At 37.0% G+C, this 18,089-nt stretch carries 13 protein-coding genes and 1 tRNA gene; 8 read left to right on the plus strand and 6 right to left on the minus strand.

All coding sequences use genetic code 11. The annotated features are described in order from the left end of the window. The first annotated feature begins 3 nt into the window (after window positions 1-3). Both HNP36_RS04360 and HNP36_RS04365 read left to right on the plus strand, forming a co-directional pair. Window positions 4-504, plus strand: coding sequence for an endonuclease V (locus HNP36_RS04360; protein WP_184160043.1), 501 nt, complete (start codon window positions 4-6; stop codon window positions 502-504). Window positions 505-890: 386 nt separating this feature from the next. Then, window positions 891-2,189 (plus strand): T9SS type A sorting domain-containing protein, encoded by a 1,299-nt coding sequence (locus tag HNP36_RS04365; RefSeq protein ID WP_184160041.1) that lies wholly within the window; start codon window positions 891-893, stop codon window positions 2,187-2,189. Window positions 2,190-2,272: 83 nt separating this feature from the next. Here HNP36_RS04365 and HNP36_RS04370 read toward each other — a convergent pair whose 3' ends face one another. Beyond that, entirely contained in the window at window positions 2,273-5,617 is a 3,345-nt protein-coding gene (locus HNP36_RS04370) for a DEAD/DEAH box helicase (protein WP_184160039.1), read from the minus strand. Window positions 5,618-5,859: 242 nt separating this feature from the next. Between HNP36_RS04370 and HNP36_RS04375 the strand changes: the two genes are divergently transcribed. The 3 genes from HNP36_RS04375 to HNP36_RS04385 all read left to right on the plus strand — a co-directional run bounded on the left by HNP36_RS04375 (window position 5,860) and on the right by HNP36_RS04385 (window position 8,895). Beyond that, the gene (locus HNP36_RS04375; RefSeq protein ID WP_184160037.1) at window positions 5,860-6,918 is read left to right on the plus strand and encodes a 3-oxoacyl-ACP synthase III family protein; all 1,059 of its coding nucleotides are present in this window, start codon (window positions 5,860-5,862) and stop codon (window positions 6,916-6,918) included. 186 nt (window positions 6,919-7,104) lie between these two features. Then, entirely contained in the window at window positions 7,105-7,902 is a 798-nt protein-coding gene (locus HNP36_RS04380; protein WP_184160035.1) for an SDR family oxidoreductase, read from the plus strand. A gap of 78 nt (window positions 7,903-7,980) precedes the next feature. Further along, entirely contained in the window at window positions 7,981-8,895 is a 915-nt protein-coding gene (locus HNP36_RS04385; RefSeq protein WP_184160033.1) for a helix-turn-helix domain-containing protein, read from the plus strand. A gap of 32 nt (window positions 8,896-8,927) precedes the next feature. Here the strand turns inward: HNP36_RS04385 and HNP36_RS04390 are convergent. Beyond that, a tRNA-Arg gene (locus HNP36_RS04390) sits at window positions 8,928-8,999 on the minus strand. A 383-nt stretch (window positions 9,000-9,382) separates the two neighbouring features. Continuing rightward, window positions 9,383-10,153, minus strand: coding sequence for an alpha/beta fold hydrolase (locus HNP36_RS04395; RefSeq protein ID WP_184160031.1), 771 nt, complete (start codon window positions 10,151-10,153; stop codon window positions 9,383-9,385). Between the two features lie 348 nt (window positions 10,154-10,501). On the opposite strand from HNP36_RS04395, the gene HNP36_RS04400 reads away from it, so the two are divergent. Further along, window positions 10,502-11,137 (plus strand): NAD(P)-dependent oxidoreductase, encoded by a 636-nt coding sequence (locus HNP36_RS04400; RefSeq protein WP_184160029.1) that lies wholly within the window; start codon window positions 10,502-10,504, stop codon window positions 11,135-11,137. Window positions 11,138-11,191: 54 nt separating this feature from the next. On the opposite strand, the gene uvrA is transcribed toward HNP36_RS04400, so the two are convergent. Next, window positions 11,192-13,984, minus strand: coding sequence for an excinuclease ABC subunit UvrA (gene uvrA / locus HNP36_RS04405; RefSeq protein ID WP_184160027.1), 2,793 nt, complete (start codon window positions 13,982-13,984; stop codon window positions 11,192-11,194). Window positions 13,985-14,492: 508 nt separating this feature from the next. Here uvrA and HNP36_RS04410 point away from each other — a divergent pair. Together HNP36_RS04410 and HNP36_RS04415 are read left to right on the plus strand one after the other, a co-directional pair. Beyond that, window positions 14,493-16,304, plus strand: coding sequence for a TonB-dependent receptor plug domain-containing protein (locus HNP36_RS04410; protein ID WP_184160025.1), 1,812 nt, complete (start codon window positions 14,493-14,495; stop codon window positions 16,302-16,304). A 71-nt stretch (window positions 16,305-16,375) separates the two neighbouring features. Next, a complete protein-coding gene (locus tag HNP36_RS04415) occupies window positions 16,376-17,092 on the plus strand; it encodes a DUF2490 domain-containing protein (protein ID WP_184160023.1) in 717 nt (238 codons plus the stop codon). On the opposite strand, the gene HNP36_RS04420 is transcribed toward HNP36_RS04415, so the two are convergent. Then, the gene (locus tag HNP36_RS04420; RefSeq protein ID WP_184160021.1) at window positions 17,089-17,535 is read right to left on the minus strand and encodes a phosphohydrolase; all 447 of its coding nucleotides are present in this window, start codon (window positions 17,533-17,535) and stop codon (window positions 17,089-17,091) included. The two genes, HNP36_RS04415 and HNP36_RS04420, sit on opposite strands and share 4 nt — an antisense overlap. Before the next feature lie 102 nt (window positions 17,536-17,637). Further along, complete coding sequence (locus HNP36_RS04425; protein ID WP_184160019.1) at window positions 17,638-18,063, minus strand: hypothetical protein; 426 nt, start codon at window positions 18,061-18,063, stop codon at window positions 17,638-17,640. Window positions 18,064-18,089: the final 26 nt, after the last annotated feature.

Consider the following 18,089-nt stretch of genomic DNA (forward strand, 5'->3'; position numbering starts at 1 on the left):
AATATGATCTACGCCTTTGATACGTATTATTACGAAGACCATGCAAACACGGTATGCATCGCATTTGAAGGCTGGACCTCAGAAAAAGAGGCGGATATCTTCACAGAAAAAACAGAAATTTCTTCAGCATATGAAAGCGGAGCCTTTTATAAAAGAGAATTGCCCTGCATTTTAAGCTTATTAAAGAAAATTGAATTGAAAGAAGGGGATATCATTATAGTTGATGGCTATGTAACCCTTGACAACGATGGTAAAATTGGTCTTGGCGGTTATCTTTACGAAGCTTTAGAGCAAAAATATCCAGTTATTGGTATTGCAAAAAACGGATTTGCATCACCGGATTCCCAAAGAAGAAATGTATTAAGAGGGGATAGTAAAACTCCGTTATACCTTACTGCAAAGGGAGCAGATGTAGATGAAATATTACCCGAAGTAGAGAAGATGCATGGAAATTACCGCATACCCTCACTGTTAAAAAAGCTGGATCAGCTTTCCAGAGCATGATTTACTATGTATTTATGAAAAATGTTCATTTAATATTAATAGTATCATTTATATTTTTGACAGTATATTGCCTCCTGCAATATGATTATTTCTTTTGGTTCACACCACTGATTTTTCTTGCACTATGCTATAATTTTTATTTTATACTGAAATTCTCTAAAAGGATTGTTTTTTATTGCTTTCTTAATCTTTCACTACTTGCTATAGACATTTATTTCGCTTTCATTACTGTTATAATGCGAGTCGATTGGTATTTTATTTAAACAAAGAATATTTTATCTTCCTGATTTTTAAATTATTCTGCAAAAAGTGATAAATGTCATTCGTTTCTTATTTTTATTGATTCTAAATAAATATAAATTTGTCTCAACAAAATAAAAGAATTAATGAAGAAACTATCTACTCTTTCTGCGGTGATATTCTATATGATGATGAATGCGCAGTACTGTACCCCGGTATTCCAATATGGTGCAGACAGCAATATGATTACCAATGTAAGTTTTGGGAATATTAATAATACATCAGGTTCACAATCGGGAAGTATTCAGGCATATGAAGATTTCACTTCAATATCTGCAGATCTTCAGGCAGGGAACAGTTACCAGATTTCGGTAAAAGGCCCGTCCAGTACATTTCCAAGTGATGTTGTTGTGTTTATTGATTTTAATAAGAATGGAAGCTTCGATGATGCAGGCGAGAGTTTTTATATCGGCAGACTGGGAGCAGCAAACCCCTTTAATGCGCTAACAATAAACGGAACCATCGCAGTTCCTGTAAATGCAGCATCAGGTACCACAAGAATGCGGGTGCTGAAAAATACCAATACAGCAGCTTATTCAGATCCGAACGCACCAAACTCCATCAGTACAGCTTGTGATACAGGATTACGGGCAGGACAAACCGAAGATTACACCGTAAATATCACCGGAAATAATACCGTCTTCCCATCGCCATACTGTGGTACTGAAAACGTGACAACACTGACTGTAAGCGAAATTGCAAAAGTAGAATTTACAGGAATTATCCGCGAGAGCAATATAGACGGTACCTCAGACGCAATAGAAAACTTTACGGGTACCGTTTTCAATGCTAACAGAGGAAATTCTTACCCGATAACAATAACGGGAGGAACCCAGGGGCAAACCACAGTTTCAGCTTATGCCTATATTGATTTTAACCACAATAATATGTTTGATGCGAGTGAAGTATTCAACCTGGGCTACCTTGATAATTCCAATCCTGTTCCGGGTAAAGAATCTGGAATAACATCCGGAACAATAACAATTCCTGTGGATGCAGTATTGGGGGAGACCCGTTTCAGAATTGTCAAAGCTTATGAATCAAGTTCATGGATGGAAACGCTGGAAAATCTGCCATGTCCTTCAGGATGGTTCATCGGGCAGGTTGAGGATTATACTTTGAATGTATTGGCATCCAATCTGGCAACATCAGAAGTAATGAAGAAATCTTCTGTGAAAATATACCCGAACCCTACATCAGGATCTTTGACGGTAAAAACGGAAGAAGGACTTGAAAAGTATGAAGTCTATAACCTGGCAGGGCAGAAGCTTATGGAAGGAACATCAGGCAATATCAGTTTGAGCAGCGGTGCAGCAGGAACTTACCTGATCAGGATTTACACGAAGGATAAAAAAATAGTTTCCGGGAAAATCATTAAAAAATAAACACTTATCTAATCATATCCATATCAATTTTTGTTTTTTAAGCCGGCAGATTTTATCTGTCGGTTTTCTTTTGGGAATAATTTTTATAAAAAATCAGATTCCAGTAGTTCAAGCAGATCATTTTTTGAAAGCTTTCTGATACCATTTCCGTCAGTCTGAAGAAGGTTTTGAGCCAGTTCATTTTTCTTTTTCTGAAGACTTAAGATTTTTTCTTCAACCGTGTTCGAGCAGATCAGCCTTACAGCAATCACATTTTTCGTTTGTCCGATGCGGTAACTTCTGTCAATAGCCTGATTTTCCACTGCAGGATTCCACCATGGATCTACCAGGTAAATATAATCAGCTTGGGTAAGGTTAAGTCCTGTACCGCCTGCTTTTAAACTAATCAGAAATACTCTTACTTCATCGTTTTCCTGGAAATTATTAACAGCTTTGGCTCTGTTTTTAGTCTGGCCGGTAAGGTATTCAAACGGAATATTCTGGTGTTCAAGTTCAGCTTTAAGTAAATCCAGCATCTCTACAAACTGTGAGAATATTAATATTTTATGGTCTTTTGTTTTACTCTGGATTTGTTCCATCAGTATTTCTATTTTCACGGCATGCTCACCGGAATATCCTTCTTTCAGCAGTATCGGAGAATTGCAGATCTGCCTCAGTCTTGTAAGCCCCGTCAGAACATGCATGCTGTTCTTATTGAGATCATCATCGTCATTGGCTGCAATAAACTCCCTGAGCTCTTTTTCATACGCATCATAGACCTTACGCTGTTCAGTATTCATTTCACAGTAGATAACCATTTCTGTTTTTTCCGGAAGTTCTTTGGCTACCTGCTTTTTTGTTCTGCGAAGAATGAAGGGCTTTATTTTTTCCTGAAGCTCCCGGGCACGTTTACCGTACTCAAATTTATCAACAGGAACTGCATAAATATCTTTAAAATACTGTTTGCTTCCCAAAAACCCCGGACAGGCGAAAGATAGCTGACTGTAAAGATCAAAAGTATTATTTTCAATAGGCGTTCCGGTAAGAACAATCCTGTTTCTTGAATTTAAGAGGCGTGCAGCTTTATACCTTTCCGAATTGGGATTTTTAATGGTCTGAGATTCATCAAGGAAAGTACAGTTAAAACGGAAATCTTTCAGAAAGCGGATATCCGAAAGCAGCATTCCATAGCTGGTAAGTATTACCTCGTGTTCAGAAAAATGTTCTGTAGCTTTCAGTCTGTCAGCACCATAATGGGTCATTACTTTTATGGAAGGCGCAAATTTACGGATTTCTTCCTGCCAGTTAAATAACAGGGAAGTCGGGACAACTATAAGATTGGTTACGTGTCCGCGTTTTTCTCTTTGAGAAAGAATAAATGCAATGACCTGGAGCGTTTTTCCCAGTCCCATATCATCAGCAAGGCAGCCCCCGAAATTAAATCGGTCTAAAAAACTCATCCAGTTTACACCCTGATGCTGGTAATCTCTTAATGTTGCATTTAATCCCGCGGGAACAGGAATCTGCGGAATATCTTTAACGGATGAGAAATTAAGTGAATAGGAAGAAAGTTCGTCCTGTACCTCATGGCTTAAGATATCCTTCTCAAATAATGAAGATACTTCAGTAAAATTGATCTTCGGGATTTTAAGGCTTTCAGCATCAATTTCCCCGATCCGGAAAAATTCACTCATCCTGCTGATCCATTCCTCGGGAAGAACACCAAGTGTACCGTCATTCAGCTGTACGAATTTACTTCTGTTGCGGATAGCCCTGTGAAGCTGTTTCAGAGCAGCATCTTTCTGCCCGAAACTTACCTTTAATTTGGCATTAAACCAATCCAGTCCGCTGGTAATCTGAATATTGACTTTTGCTTTGTATGAATTTAGTTTAGTGTTTTTAAGCTCGTTGAATCCTAATATAACAATTCCTTCATTCCTCCATATTTCAAAAGATTGAAGAAACCAGTCCTGATCCAGAAACTTGTCTTTATGCAGATAAAAATAATCATAGCCATCCATTTGAGCCTCAAAATCAGGATGCTGTTTCATTATAAGAGATGTAAAGCGGGCTTCTTCCGCATCACTTCTGTCAATTTTAAATGCATTACCGTTCTGATCCGTACCAAAAAGCTGCTTTCTGGAATATACGGCAACTTCTGCCTGCCCATATTTCATAACAGGGGTTAAGGCAATATAATTTCCCTGCTGGCGAAGGTAAATGATCCGTTCATTGTCATGATCTTTTTCTTCAAGCTGTACTGATGTTGCAGGCTGTATGTAGCTGTAATTGATATGAATACGTTCTTCCAGTGAAGAAAGTACGTTCTGCATAAAAGCCTCGTATTTTGACTGATGAACAAGAAGAATTTCATTGTTGGCTTTAAAAAATCTGATAACCCTCAGCATATCAGGATCATCTACAAAACTGAAAGTATCCCGGCTATAAACAAAGTACTCATTCCTGATTATTACATTTTTAAACGGAATAGAAATGTCATTAAATTCCAGTTCACCGGTCACTTCATAAAACGGCTCTTTTTTAAATACGTTAAGCTTTATTTCAGCCTGTAAAATTTCAAGATGTACAGGAACAAGGGATTTGGATGACACGGTTTCAGCCAGTTCTCGGTCATGATAATAAGTTTCCAGCCCAAAAGGGTTGTGTACGATCAGTTTAAGGGCTTCCAGTTCAGCTGTATTATAATCTTCGTTATAATTGTTCTGAAACGCAGAAACAGCGGTGTAAAATTTAATATGCTGCGGTTCTTCGGCTTTCCAGATCAGCTGCATGGCATCAACCGGGGTTACCGGGTTTTTAATCTTTCCATACTGTGTGGTATCAGCTTCCATCAGTGAAAAGTTCAGATGGCTGTAATAACGGTGTCTTCCAATGACAAGAATTTTTCTTTTTCCAGTATCCTGCAAGGCCAGTTCATCAATTACTGAAGAACGTTGCGGGATAAGCTGCTGCCGGAGAATATCTTCGTCAATAGATAACATTTCTTTAATCTTTGGACGGACTTCTATTTTATCATCAACATATTCCAGTTCAAAATATGGGTCAAGATCCTGCTCATTTTCCAGACCGTAATTTTTGGCTTTGGCTATAAACAGCTTTTTACGGAGAAACGAATCAAAGAAAGTCCTGAATTTCCTTTCCTCTAAAATACAGTGAATGATTTCCGCCTGATGCTCACAAAGTTTATTTTTCGGATTATTACAGGTACAGGTGCTTACAATGGAGCTTCCTATCTGGCTTACTGAAACATCAGGAAAATCTTTTAACGGTGATCTTTTGGTAAAAACCCCGGTATTGTTTTCTATAGCGGCAGGATAAATGTCCCGAAAATCCTTTATCTCCAGAAATGCGCTCCCCGAAGTATGTTTCAGAAGATCGTATACGGAAAGTATAGTGATATTTGTATTTTCAAGAATATATGCTGCCATAAACACGCGAATTTACAAAAAATGGGAACAGAGAATCCCGAATGTTTTCAGTATCTGTTAAAATTAATCCTGAAAGGCGAACAATAGACAGGTTAAAGCATCATTATATGCTGTGAATACCAATATAAATTTTGAATTACATTTTATCATACGATTAATAGATATTTTATCGTTATTATTGTACAATATTAAGATTCATGAAAAAAACAAGATGAATTTAAAAAAAAATTAATTCTTTTTTAATGACAAGCAAGATTATAGGTGTGGGTAATTATATTCCGCCCGAGACAATTACAAATTTATTTTTTGACAAGCATCATTTTATTAATAAAAACGGAGAGTCATTAAAGGAAGCGAATGATATTATTGCCAGAAAGCTTAAAGAAATTACAGGCATTGAAGAAAGAAGATATGCATCTGAACATCAGGTGACTTCTGATCTGGGACTGATTGCAGCACAAAAAGCAATAGAAAACTCGAAAATAGATCCTGAAACACTTGATTACATCATATTTGCCCATAATTTTGGAGATGTCCGTTTTGGCACCGTTCAGTCGGATAGTGTACCAAGCTTAGCCTCAAGGGTAAAGCATCTGCTGAAGATTAAAAACAATTTCTGTGTTGCCTATGATGTACTTTTCGGTTGTCCGGGATGGATTGAAGGAGTAATACAGGCCAACGCTTTCATTAAAGCAGGTATTGCGAAAAGATGCCTTGTTATTGGTGCAGAAACCCTTTCAAGAGTAGTAGATATTCATGACAGAGACAGTATGATCTATGCAGACGGGGCAGGAGCAGCCATTCTGGAAATCAGTGGAGATGACAGTGGTATACAGTCTCATTTATCTGCTTCTTATACTTTAAATGAAAAAGATTACCTCTATTTCGGAAAATCATACAATAATGAAAGCTGCCCAGATACAAGATATATCAAAATGGACGGCAGAAAGATCTACGAATTTGCTCTTGTAAACGTTGCAGACGCTATGAAAAAATGCATGGATGCAAGCGGATATTCCATAGATCAGCTCGACAAAATTATTATCCATCAGGCCAATGAAAAAATGGATGAAGCCATTGTAAAACGTTTTTATCAGCTTTACGATTTGCCGATGCCTGAGAATATTATGCCGATGGTCATTAATAAATTAGGGAACAGCAGTGTGGCAACTATTCCGAGCCTGCTTACAATGATTCTGAACGGAGAACTTCCTACTCATGAAATAAAGGAAGGGCATGTGGTTTTATTTGCTTCTGTAGGAGCGGGAATGAATATCAACGCGTTTGTCTATAAATTTTAAGATAGAGTACTAGAAAAATTACAGTTTCACTGATTGTTACTGTAGTTTTCCAACATACAAGACCCGGATCATATGATCCGGGTCTTTTTTTATTTAATCCGTTTTGGCTACATGTTAATCCATTTTGGCAACTTTAGACTTTGTACTAATTCTGACCTTTGTCCTGTTAATTTAATACAGAACAAAATGAAAACAATTTTTATAACAGGCGCTTCAACAGGACTGGGAAAAGCGGCTGCCCAATTATTTCAAAGCAGAGGATGGAATGTTATTGCTACCATGAGAAACCCTGAAGCAGCTGGTGAGCTTGCAGCTTTAGACAATGTAACCCTGCTTCCTCTGGATGTTACCAATCTTGAGCAGATAAAATCAACAGTTAGTAAAGCTCTTGAGCTGGGAGATGTGGATGTGGTTTTCAATAATGCGGGCTACGGGCTTATTGGTCCTTTGGAAGCTTTGAAAGATGAGCAGATCCTGAAACAGCTGGATACCAATCTCCTTGGAGTGATCCGTGTAACGCAGGCTTTCATTCCTTATTTCAGGGAGAAAAAAAGCGGGATGTTTATTTCCACCACCTCAATCGGCGGGCTGATTGCATTTCCTTTAGGTTCAACCTATCATGCAACAAAATGGGCGCTGGAAGGATGGAGTGAAAGTTTAGCTTTTGAGCTGAATAAGTTTGGTATTGATATCAAAACAGTTTCTCCCGGAGGAATTAAGACCGATTTTGTGAGCCGTTCCTTAGATGCTGCAACAAGCCCTGAATATGAAGAAATGACCAATTCTCTTTTCTCCAGTATGGAAGGAATGATGGAAGCTGCTTCCGAACCGGAACAGATTGCTGAAGTTGTGTATCAGGCAGCAACTGACGGTAAGAAACAGCTGAGATATGTAGCAGGAGAGGATGCAAAAGCATTGTATGCACAGCGTCTTGAACTGGGAGATGAAGCTTTCAGAGAGCAGTTTGGAAAGCAGTTCATCTAAAATATACTGAATATTGAAGCAGCATAAGTAAACCCACTTGTGCTGCCTTTCAATGTAAATATTTAATAACTTTATATCATGGAAAAGAAAGACAATACCCCTTTGAAAATTTCGTCCATATCAGAGCTTCACAATCTGTTGCAGCTTCCGAAACCGCTGCATCCTCTGGTAAGCCTGGTGGATAATACGAAAATGATCGTTAATAAAGAGTTCCTGAACAGAAGCTTTTATCTGAATTTTTATAAGATCTCCTATAAATTCTCTGAACATGGTAAAATGGGCTACGGGCAGGGATACTATGACTTTAATGAAGGAGGTATGATGTTTACAGCTCCGGGACAAATTCTTTCCACAGAGGTGGATGAAGCATATTGCGGATATACGCTGTTGATTCACCCGGATTTTATACGGACATATCCTTTGGCAAAGAATATCAAAAAATTCGGCTTCTTTTCTTATGATACCAACGAAGCATTGCATTTGTCCGACCAGGAAAAAACAGTTATAACAGGATTGCTGGATAATATCAGAAATGAACTGAATACTGCCATTGACGAAGTAAGTCAGGATGTAATTATTTCTTATATTGAAGTTTTACTGAATTACAGCAACCGTTTTTATAAAAGACAGTTTATCACCAGAAAAGTGGTGAACAATGATCTGCTGTCCAAAATGGAAATAATACTGGAAAATTATTTTAACCGGCAGGAAACATTAACAAAAGGACTTCCCACAGTAGATTTTCTGGCTTCAGAAATGAATCTTTCACCCCATTATCTAAGTGACATGCTGCGAAATCTTACCGGCCAGAATGCCCAGCAGCATATTCATGAAAAACTGATCGAGAAGGCTAAAGAATATCTTACCGGAACCAGTTTTTCAGTTTCAGAAGTAGCGTATGCTTTAGGGTTTGAGCATCCGCAGTCTTTTAATAAGCTATTTAAAAAGAAAATGGAAATAACGCCTTTAGGTTATAAACAATCTTTTAATTAATTTTATTGTCTAATGAATTGAAAGTTATAAAATGACCCCACCAGGAATCGAACCTGGATCTAAAGTTTAGGAAACTTCTATTCTATCCGTTGAACTATGGAGTCTCTGAGACAATAAAAATACTAATTAATTTAAATAAATAAAAGGTTTTGACATTTTAAAGTCTTTATTTTTTGTATGCTGCCGGTTTTATTGATGGGATGCATAACCTGTTTTCTGATCATAAAAGAATCCGCTCTTTAGAAGCGGATTCAGTAGATAATACATCTCATTTTTTTAATTAGACAACAATAAAAAGCACAGCCGACAATGCTGTGCTTAAATTTTTATTTCAAATTTAATTGCAATTTCAAAGCTGAAAAAAGCAAAAAAAGATTTCATTTCAGTTGTATTACATAGTAAATTTAGCACTATTTTTAATACGAAACATGAATTTAATGTTAAAATTCACAACTTATCCACAATTTGCTGTGGATAAGTATGTAAGTTATTGTTTTTCAATATATTCTAAAATAAAATTGTTCAGTATCTCTTTCTCTTCTTCGCTGCCTTTATTATCCATATGCCCGTGATTGATCTGTGTGGGCTGTACCGTGATATGGTACTTTTTTTGCTCTTCAGGTGATGGTAACACGCCTGCATCAGCGGGATAATCATTGGAACGAAGGGTATATATCCTGGGAAGGGAAGTCCGGGGTAGGTACATTCTCCTGTTGTCCATAGTAATAACCCTGTGCACAAGAGAAGGGTATTTGCCGGCAAATAAAGCAACCATATCTCCGCCGTTGGAGTGGCCGATCAGTGTGAGATGCTTATAATCAAGATCAGGCCTGGACTTTTTAAGTTCATTCAAAACAAATAAAATATTTTCAGTACCCCGTTCCCAGAAAGGCATTCTTACCACCTGAAGGTTACCTTCCACAGGAAGAAGTTCATCAGTCGGAAGCTCATGCTGAATGCTTACGGTAAAATATCCTTTTGAAGCCAGTTTTTGGGTGAGATAAGAATAAACGAAATAATCGTTGCCTTTATTGGCTCCATAACCATGATTAAAGATAACAACCTGCTGCCCGGGAATCTTCTGATCTGTTTCCGGACTGTAGAATGCAACGGGAATTTTCCGGTTTCTGCCTGTATCAAAGAGCGTTAGTGTATCCAGTTTTGTTTTATAGTTCCGGTATGAATCGAGGTTCTTTTTAGATGTACAGTTATATAATAACAAAATAGCAAAAAGTGCCGATCCTATTTTAGATTTCATTGTGTTTACTTAGATTAATGAGTGGAAAATTAGTGAATATTTTATGAAGTAATGTAAAGAAGTTCTTTTTTCAGAATAAAATTTACATTGAAAAAATAGCCTTTGCTATTGGATTTCTATCGTTTAAATTAGTTTATTGTGCTTTAAAATAAATTGTTATATTTGGTTCATTAATATCTCTTTATAAATATTATTACTGAATCAGGTGATTTTCTAGTGCCTGAGACCTTAAGGTTCAAATTTTCTGAACCCAATTCTACTATTATTTAAAATTAAAAAGAAAATGATGATCAATGCATGAATATTCTCATTCATTAACTACATTTTATAAATCATAAAGAGAACATTATGAAAACACATAAAATTGCCATAATAGGCGGAACCGGAAAATCCGGAAACTATCTCGTTCAGGAACTCCTGAAAAGGGAATATTCCATAAAGCTGTTACTGCGTACTCCTGAAAATTTTACCACTGAAAGCCCTTTAATTGAGATTGTACAGGGAGATGCAAGAGATTTTGAAGCTGTAGACCGTCTTGTTAAAGATTGCAGTGCAGTAATCAGTAAAATAGGGCAGCCTGTTGGGGAAGAACCTATATTCAGGGATGCGACAAAAAATATTATCCAATCTATGAATTTCCATGGAATTAAAAGGTATATTACCATCACCGGTTTGAATGTAAATACACCATTTGATCATAAGAACAATAAGGTAAAAGCAGCAACCGACTGGATGTACCAGAATTATCCAAAGACGACTAAAAATAAGCAGGAGGAGTATGAAATCCTCGTCAACAGTAATCTGGATTGGACGCTGGTCAGGCTTCCATTGATTATTCCGACTTCTGAGCATTTTACAACAGAAACTAATCTGGAAGATTGTTTGGGGGAGAAAATCAGTGCAGCCGATCTGTCTGAGTTTTTGGTTTCCCAGATTGATAATGAAACTTATATCAGGAAAAGTCCGTTTCTATACAATGTATAAACGAATCTTAATTTAATAAAAAACAGAGAGTCATTTTGGCTCTCTGTTTATCTTTTAGTTCTCAAGTTTTTCCTTGATGTATTTTGCTGTGTGCGATTTTTTATTTTCCGCCAGGTCTTCCGGAGTTCCGGCAAAAACAACTTCACCGCCATATTTTCCTGCTTCCGGGCCAATGTCAATAATGTAATCTGCACATTTGATAATATCCGGCTGGTGTTCAATAACTATTACGGAATGACCAAGGTCTATCAATGCCTGTAATGACTTCAACAGTTTCTGGATATCGTGGAAATGAAGTCCTGTGGAAGGTTCATCAAAAATAAACAGGGTTTTATCCGTTGTTACTCCTTTAACAAGGAAAGAGGCCAGCTTCACACGCTGTGCTTCACCTCCGGAAAGGGTAGAAGAGCTCTGGCCCAGCTGCAGATAACCTAATCCTACTTCCTGAAGAGGTCTCAGTTTGGTAACGATTTTTTCTTCGTTATTATCTTTAAAGAATTCCAGTGCTTCATCTACAGTCATATGAAGAATATCGGAAATACTTTTCTCATCGAATTTTACTTCCAGGATTTCGTTCTTGAAACGGGTTCCTTTGCAGACTTCACATTCCAGTTCAATATCCGCCATGAACTGCATAGAAACATTAATTATTCCCTCACCTTTACATTCATCACATCTTCCTCCGTCTACATTGAATGAGAAATGCTTGGGCTTGTAACCCATCATTTTTGAAATTTTCTGTTTGGCAAAAAGGTCCCTGATATCATCATAGGCTTTCAGGTAAGTAACAGGATTGGACCGTGAAGATTTTCCGATAGGGTTCTGGTCTATCAGCTCAATATTTTTGATCAGTTTCTTTGGAAACTCTACGGAATCATAATCTCCTTTTTTACCACCCATTCCAAGCTGGATCTGGATGTCATTGGTTAAAATTTCCTTCATCAGGGTAGATTTTCCGCTTCCGGAAACTCCCGAGATCACCGTAAGGCTTTCCAGGGGAACATCTACGTCTATATTTTTAAGGTTATTCTGTCTTGCCCCTTTGATATGGATCCATTCCTTAGCTTTTCTGCGTTTTTTAGGAACTTCAATCTCCATTCTTCCGGTTAAATATTTTGAGGTAAGTGTATCTGCATTTTTAAGATCATTGTAATCTCCGGCAAATACCAGCTCACCGCCGAGATAACCGGCTTCCGGGCCTATATCAATAATATAATCAGCAGCTTTCATAACGTCTTCGTCATGTTCAACTACAATTACGGTATTTCCGAGGTCACGGAGATTTTTTAGAACTCCGATCAGGTTTTCCGTATCTCTTGAATGAAGCCCGATAGAAGGTTCATCCAGGATATAGATGGATCCAACAAGAGAGCTTCCCAAACTTGTGGCAAGGTTAATTCTCTGGCTTTCACCTCCTGAAAGGGTATTGGAGGTTCTGTTTAATGTTAAGTATCCTAAACCTACTTTTAATAAAAATTCAATACGGGTTTTGATCTCGTATAATAGTCTTTTGGCAACCTCCTGATCATGTTCGGAAAGCTTTAAACCGTCTATTAAAGGATATAATTCATCCAGCGGAAGCTCGATCATAGATTGGATATTGTGTCCGTCTACTTTTACCCAGCTTGTTTCTTCACGCAATCGCAAGCCTTCACAGGTAGGACAAAGGGTTTTTCCTCTGTATCTGGAGAGCATAACGCGGTACTGGATCTTGTATAGGTTTTCTTCAAGCATTTTGAAGAAATTATTAATGGAAGGAAAGCTGCTTTTTCCGTCACCTTTCCACAGGAAGGATTTCTGTTCTTTGGTTAACTGGTGGTAAGGTTTATGGATAGGGAAGTCTCCCGCTTTTTTAATGAATGCTTTTTTCCATTCACTCATGCTTTCACCTTTCCAGGAAACTACGGCATCCTCATAAACGGACAACGTTTTATTAGGAACAACAAGGTCTTCATCTATTCCTATTACTTTTCCGTAGCCTTCACAGGCGGGACAGGCTCCGTAAGGATTATTAAAGCTGAAAAAATGAACATTCGGTTCAAGGAATTCCATGCCGTCCAGCTCAAATTTATTTGAAAATTCCTTTATTTTTCCTGTATCCGCGTTCTTCAGTGCGCAATAACCATGACCTTCATAAAATGCCATTTGGATAGAGTCTGCCAATCTCTGAAGGAAACTTTCATCTTCTTCATAAGAAAAACGGTCAATGACAAGATTAATGATCATTTCTTTTTCAGGAGTAAAACCGAAGCTTTCAAGGTCTTCAATACCGGCTACGTTGCCGTTGATTTCAAGTCTTGTAAATCCTGCTAATTTTAAAATATTCAGTGTTTCCTTAAAATTGGCTGCATCATATTCCAAAGGAGCCGTAAGTAAAAATGAAGTCTCTTTTTTGGATGTCTTGATAAAATCGATTACATCTGAAACGGAATCTTTCTTTACCTCTTCACCTGATACCGGAGAAAAAGTTTTTCCGATTCTTGCAAAAAGGAGTTTCATATAATCGTAGATTTCAGTAGAGGTTCCTACTGTAGAACGCGGATTGGACGAAATCACTTTCTGCTGGATGGCAATAGAAGGTGCAAGCCCTTTGATGTCGTCTACTTTTGGTTTTTCCAGTTTTCCTAAGAACTGACGTGCATAGGAGCTCAAACTCTCCACATATCTTCTCTGCCCTTCCGCATAAATGGTATCAAATGCAAGGGAAGATTTTCCGCTTCCGGAAACTCCCGTGATTACGATCAGTTTGTTCTTCGGAATGAGAACATCTATATGCTTCAGATTGTTAAGATGTGCATTCTTAACGAAAATCTGTTTTTTTATATCTATTTCTATTGTTTTAGCCATGTTTTATCTTTGGAAAAAGATTGTTTCCATCTTAAAAATTAAGACCTACAAAATTACGAAATTTTAGTGAAAATCATGTGTTTAAAATTTCTTCAGGAGAAATATATTCCCCTGAAATATGCAGGATAAAATGCATTAAACTTTTAATAAGCGTAAGTAGCTTTTGGGAATAAGTGATTGATATCCATAAGGTTGTTTAAATGGTGTATTGTCACGGTATTTTGAAATAATTTAAGATTTTCGTTAAGTTTTTACATTTTACTATTGTTTTGTATTTTAAAATTATTTAAAATTGTATTCATAAATATGTAATATAGAAATGAGAAAGTTATTCAGAGATCTTGTTACGCATTTAATGAGAAAAAGATAAAATTACTTCCCTCAAAAGATGCAGTATCCTCATACTGCATCTTTTTTTATGATAACTATCATTTGCCTGTCTTCGGGAACTCCCTTACTTTTGAGGCCATTATTAAAGAAACTGGTTAAGAACAAAACGGGAACTATTATGATCAAGAAGATTGGAAGTATATTTTTATTGGGATCAATGCTTTATGCCCATGCACAGGAAAAGCCTACGGATATTGAAAGCATTGAATTTCAGGGTAAATTTATTTCAACACCTTATAAAAGCGCCAATCAGAATATTACGGTTATTACAAAAGAGGATATTGCAAATTCTCCTGCAAAAAGTATTGATGAAGTTCTTCAGCAGGTTCCGGGAATGGATATCAGAAGGAGAGGAGCGAATGGAGTGCAGAGTGATATAGGTTTTAGAGGAAGTTCTTTTGAACAGGTTCTTTTACTGCTGAACGGTATCAGGATGAATGATTCCCAGACGGGACACAATTCTATGAATGTTCCTGTGGATATGGATGATGTGGAAAGAATTGAGATCATCAAAGGTCCTGCAGCCAGAAGGTTCGGACAGAATGCCTACGCAGGGGTTATCAATATTATTACAAAAACAAATCCCGGAAAGAGGGTAAAAATAAGTGCTGAAGGCGGAGATTATGAAACTTACGGTTTCGGCTTCAACGCACAGCTGGGAAATGAAAAGTTCTCTAACTCGCTTCAGGCCAATTCTGCCACATCCCAGGGATATATGTACAATACGGATTATGAAATCCGGAATGTTTTCTATCAGAGTAAACTGAATATTAAAAACGGTGACCTTAAACTGCAGGCCGGTTTTTCAGAAAAGAAATTCGGGGCCAATGGTTTTTATGCATCCAAAAGTGCAACTGAACAGTATGAGGAAACGCAGGCTTCTATTGTAAGCCTGGCCCATCAGCAGAAGTTTGGTAATTTGAAACTGAGCTCAAATGTATACTGGAGAAGAGGACAGGATATGTACCTTTATGACAGGAATAAGCCAAACGGTTACAGAAATATGCATATCGGGAATAATGTAGGCGGGGAAGTGAATTCCAGCTATCAGTGGGGACTGGGAACTACGGGAGTGGGTGTTGAGCTGAGAAAAGAGTTTCTGGCAAGTAATAATTTAGGGGAAAGAAACCGTTTTGTTTCACAGGTTTTCTTTGAACATCATTTTTCTCTACTGGATAAAAAACTGAATATCAGTCCGGGAATTTCTTGGGCAAATTACTCAAAAGAAGGAAATTTTTTCTATCCCGGTTTGGATGTAGGCTATAATTTCAATCAAAATAATAAAATCTACGGAAATGTGGCGAGGGTTCACAGGGTTCCTACGTTTACAGACCTTTATTATATGAGTAAAACAGAGCAGGGAAACCCAGATCTGCTTCCTGAGAACGCCGTTTCATCCGAAATAGGTTATCAGTACCAGACCAGTAAAATTCTGGCAAAAGTAAGCGGATTTATGAGGAATTCTGAAAATTCCATTGACTGGATAAAGAAAGATATCAATGCTCCTATTTGGTATGCACAGAACGTTGGGAAAATTGATACAAAAGGAGTGGAAGTAGAATTGAGCCACAAGGTTTTCAACTGGCTGAAATATACGGCAGGATATACCTATCTGGACAGTAAAATAAGCGAATCCAATGAGTTTGTTTCACGATATATTCTTGATAATTTAAAACATCAGGTTGTTGCAAAACTGGAAACCAGATTCTTACAGTATTTTACCAATGAACTGGTGTACAGGTATAATGAAAGAATGAATCTTGGAACTTATAACCTTCTGGATGAAAAACTGACTTTTGCCAGGAAAGATCTTTCTGTGTACGTGCTGGTTAATAATTTAACAAATACAAAATATACGGAAGCTTTTGGCGTTGAAATGCCTCAGAGATGGTTCCACATAGGCTTCTCATACACGATCAATATTAAGTAAATGTTAAATTGAAATGAATGAAAGTTAATATTAACAATTTGTTAAATAATTTATTTTTGCAAAAATTTTTTATGAAACTTTTTTTAAGTCTGAGTTTACTTTTAAGTCTGACCATTTTCAAAGCGCAGGAACATGTTTCCAGTTTCAATGCAGTAACTCTGACCTATAAGTTTCACCCTAAATTTTTCCTCTATGCAGAAGGTCAGCTGAGAGGAAATGAGGATTATACCTATCCGGATTATTATGAGATTAAAGGAGGATTAGGTTACAATCTCACAAAAAACCATAAACCTTTCATCGGTCTGGGAAGATATGTGAATTATAAAGATCACAGTTTAAACAGAGAAGAGTTCAGGGTATGGCTTCAGGACGTTATTGACCTGAAAAAAGGAATCGTTAAGTTTGAAAACCGTTTCCGTGCGGAAAAAAGCTGGTTCTATGAGCCTGCAACAGACAAAGCTTCCCAGAGAATGCGTTACAGATACCGTTTAAACGTAAGTGTTCCCCTGAATGCAAAAACCGTTAAAAAAGGAACGGTATTCGCGAATGCTTATGACGAAATTTTCCTGGTAAGCCCAATGAAGCCTACGTTTGCCAGAAACAGGGTATATGGCGGTTTCGGCTATCAGATTGATGATTATTTCGGAATCCTTACAGGCTATTTATGGCAACGTGAATTTGAAGCGAAAGGAAATAAAAACCTTCACTTTATTTATCTAGCTTTAAACATCAATATTGACGGTACAAACCACCCAACAAAAACGTACGATTTCCCGGGAGCGGATTAATATTTTTCTATCAGATAGCGGTATGCTTTCAGGTACTTGTTGAATCTTTTGATGTCTTTTGGGGTAAGCTCCCTGTTTACCCTTCTCAGGTCCATATTATCACGAAGGTCATTCAATTTTACAGCAACAGCAAGAGGGGATCTTTCCGTTCTTTTGATAAATTCATCGTAATCCTCTTCCGGATCAAGTTTGGTCAGGCAACTGATTGCAAAGATAATGTACTCGGGAAATCCCTCTGTTCTTAAATAATCCAGGCTGAATTCTTCCGGATGGTCCTCTACCACGTCATGAAGTATGCCTACAATCTTTTCATCTATTGTTTTACCGTATTCCATAACACGCATTACATGGGCAATATAAGGGGCGTGATATTTATCGGTTTGTCCTTTATGTGCTTTATCAGCTATTTTTATTGCCCGGTTGAGCATTTCTTCTTTTGTCATTTCACATTGAAAATAGAATACAAAAATAAAAAATGCCTTAAAAAATAAAACATTTTTATTGAGATTATTTTACTAAGTTTTATTTTGTTAAAATAATTATTTTTAAAGACTGATATTATTATTTAATGCCAGCTCTTTTATTTTATCAGATATATCTTTGTTATTAATAAATCCATCTTTTATATCAGTTAACAGTTCTTCTAATGTTATTTTATAGAGGTTAGCCTTATTCACGGACAGAAAACTGATTATTTCATCTAAAGCCCTGTCATAATCTTTCAATTCAACACAGGACAGATATTTTATTTGTGAGGCATACTCGTTGTTACTGTTTTTTTGCAGCAATGTTTCAGCAATCGTAATTGCCAAATTATATTTCCGGATATTATACAAAGAATAAGAGAGCAGCAGTAATCTATAACGCTCATCCTTTGGAGATAATCCATTTAAGTTGTTTAAAATATCAATAGCCGGTTCATAGTGGCCGTTGTCTATTAAATTTTTAACTTTTTGCAGTTTATCAGTCATTTATATTGATATTTTTGTCAGGTTAA

Origin of the sequence: Chryseobacterium shigense (assembly GCF_014207845.1) — a bacterium.
GTDB lineage: Bacteria > Bacteroidota > Bacteroidia > Flavobacteriales > Weeksellaceae > Chryseobacterium > Chryseobacterium shigense_A.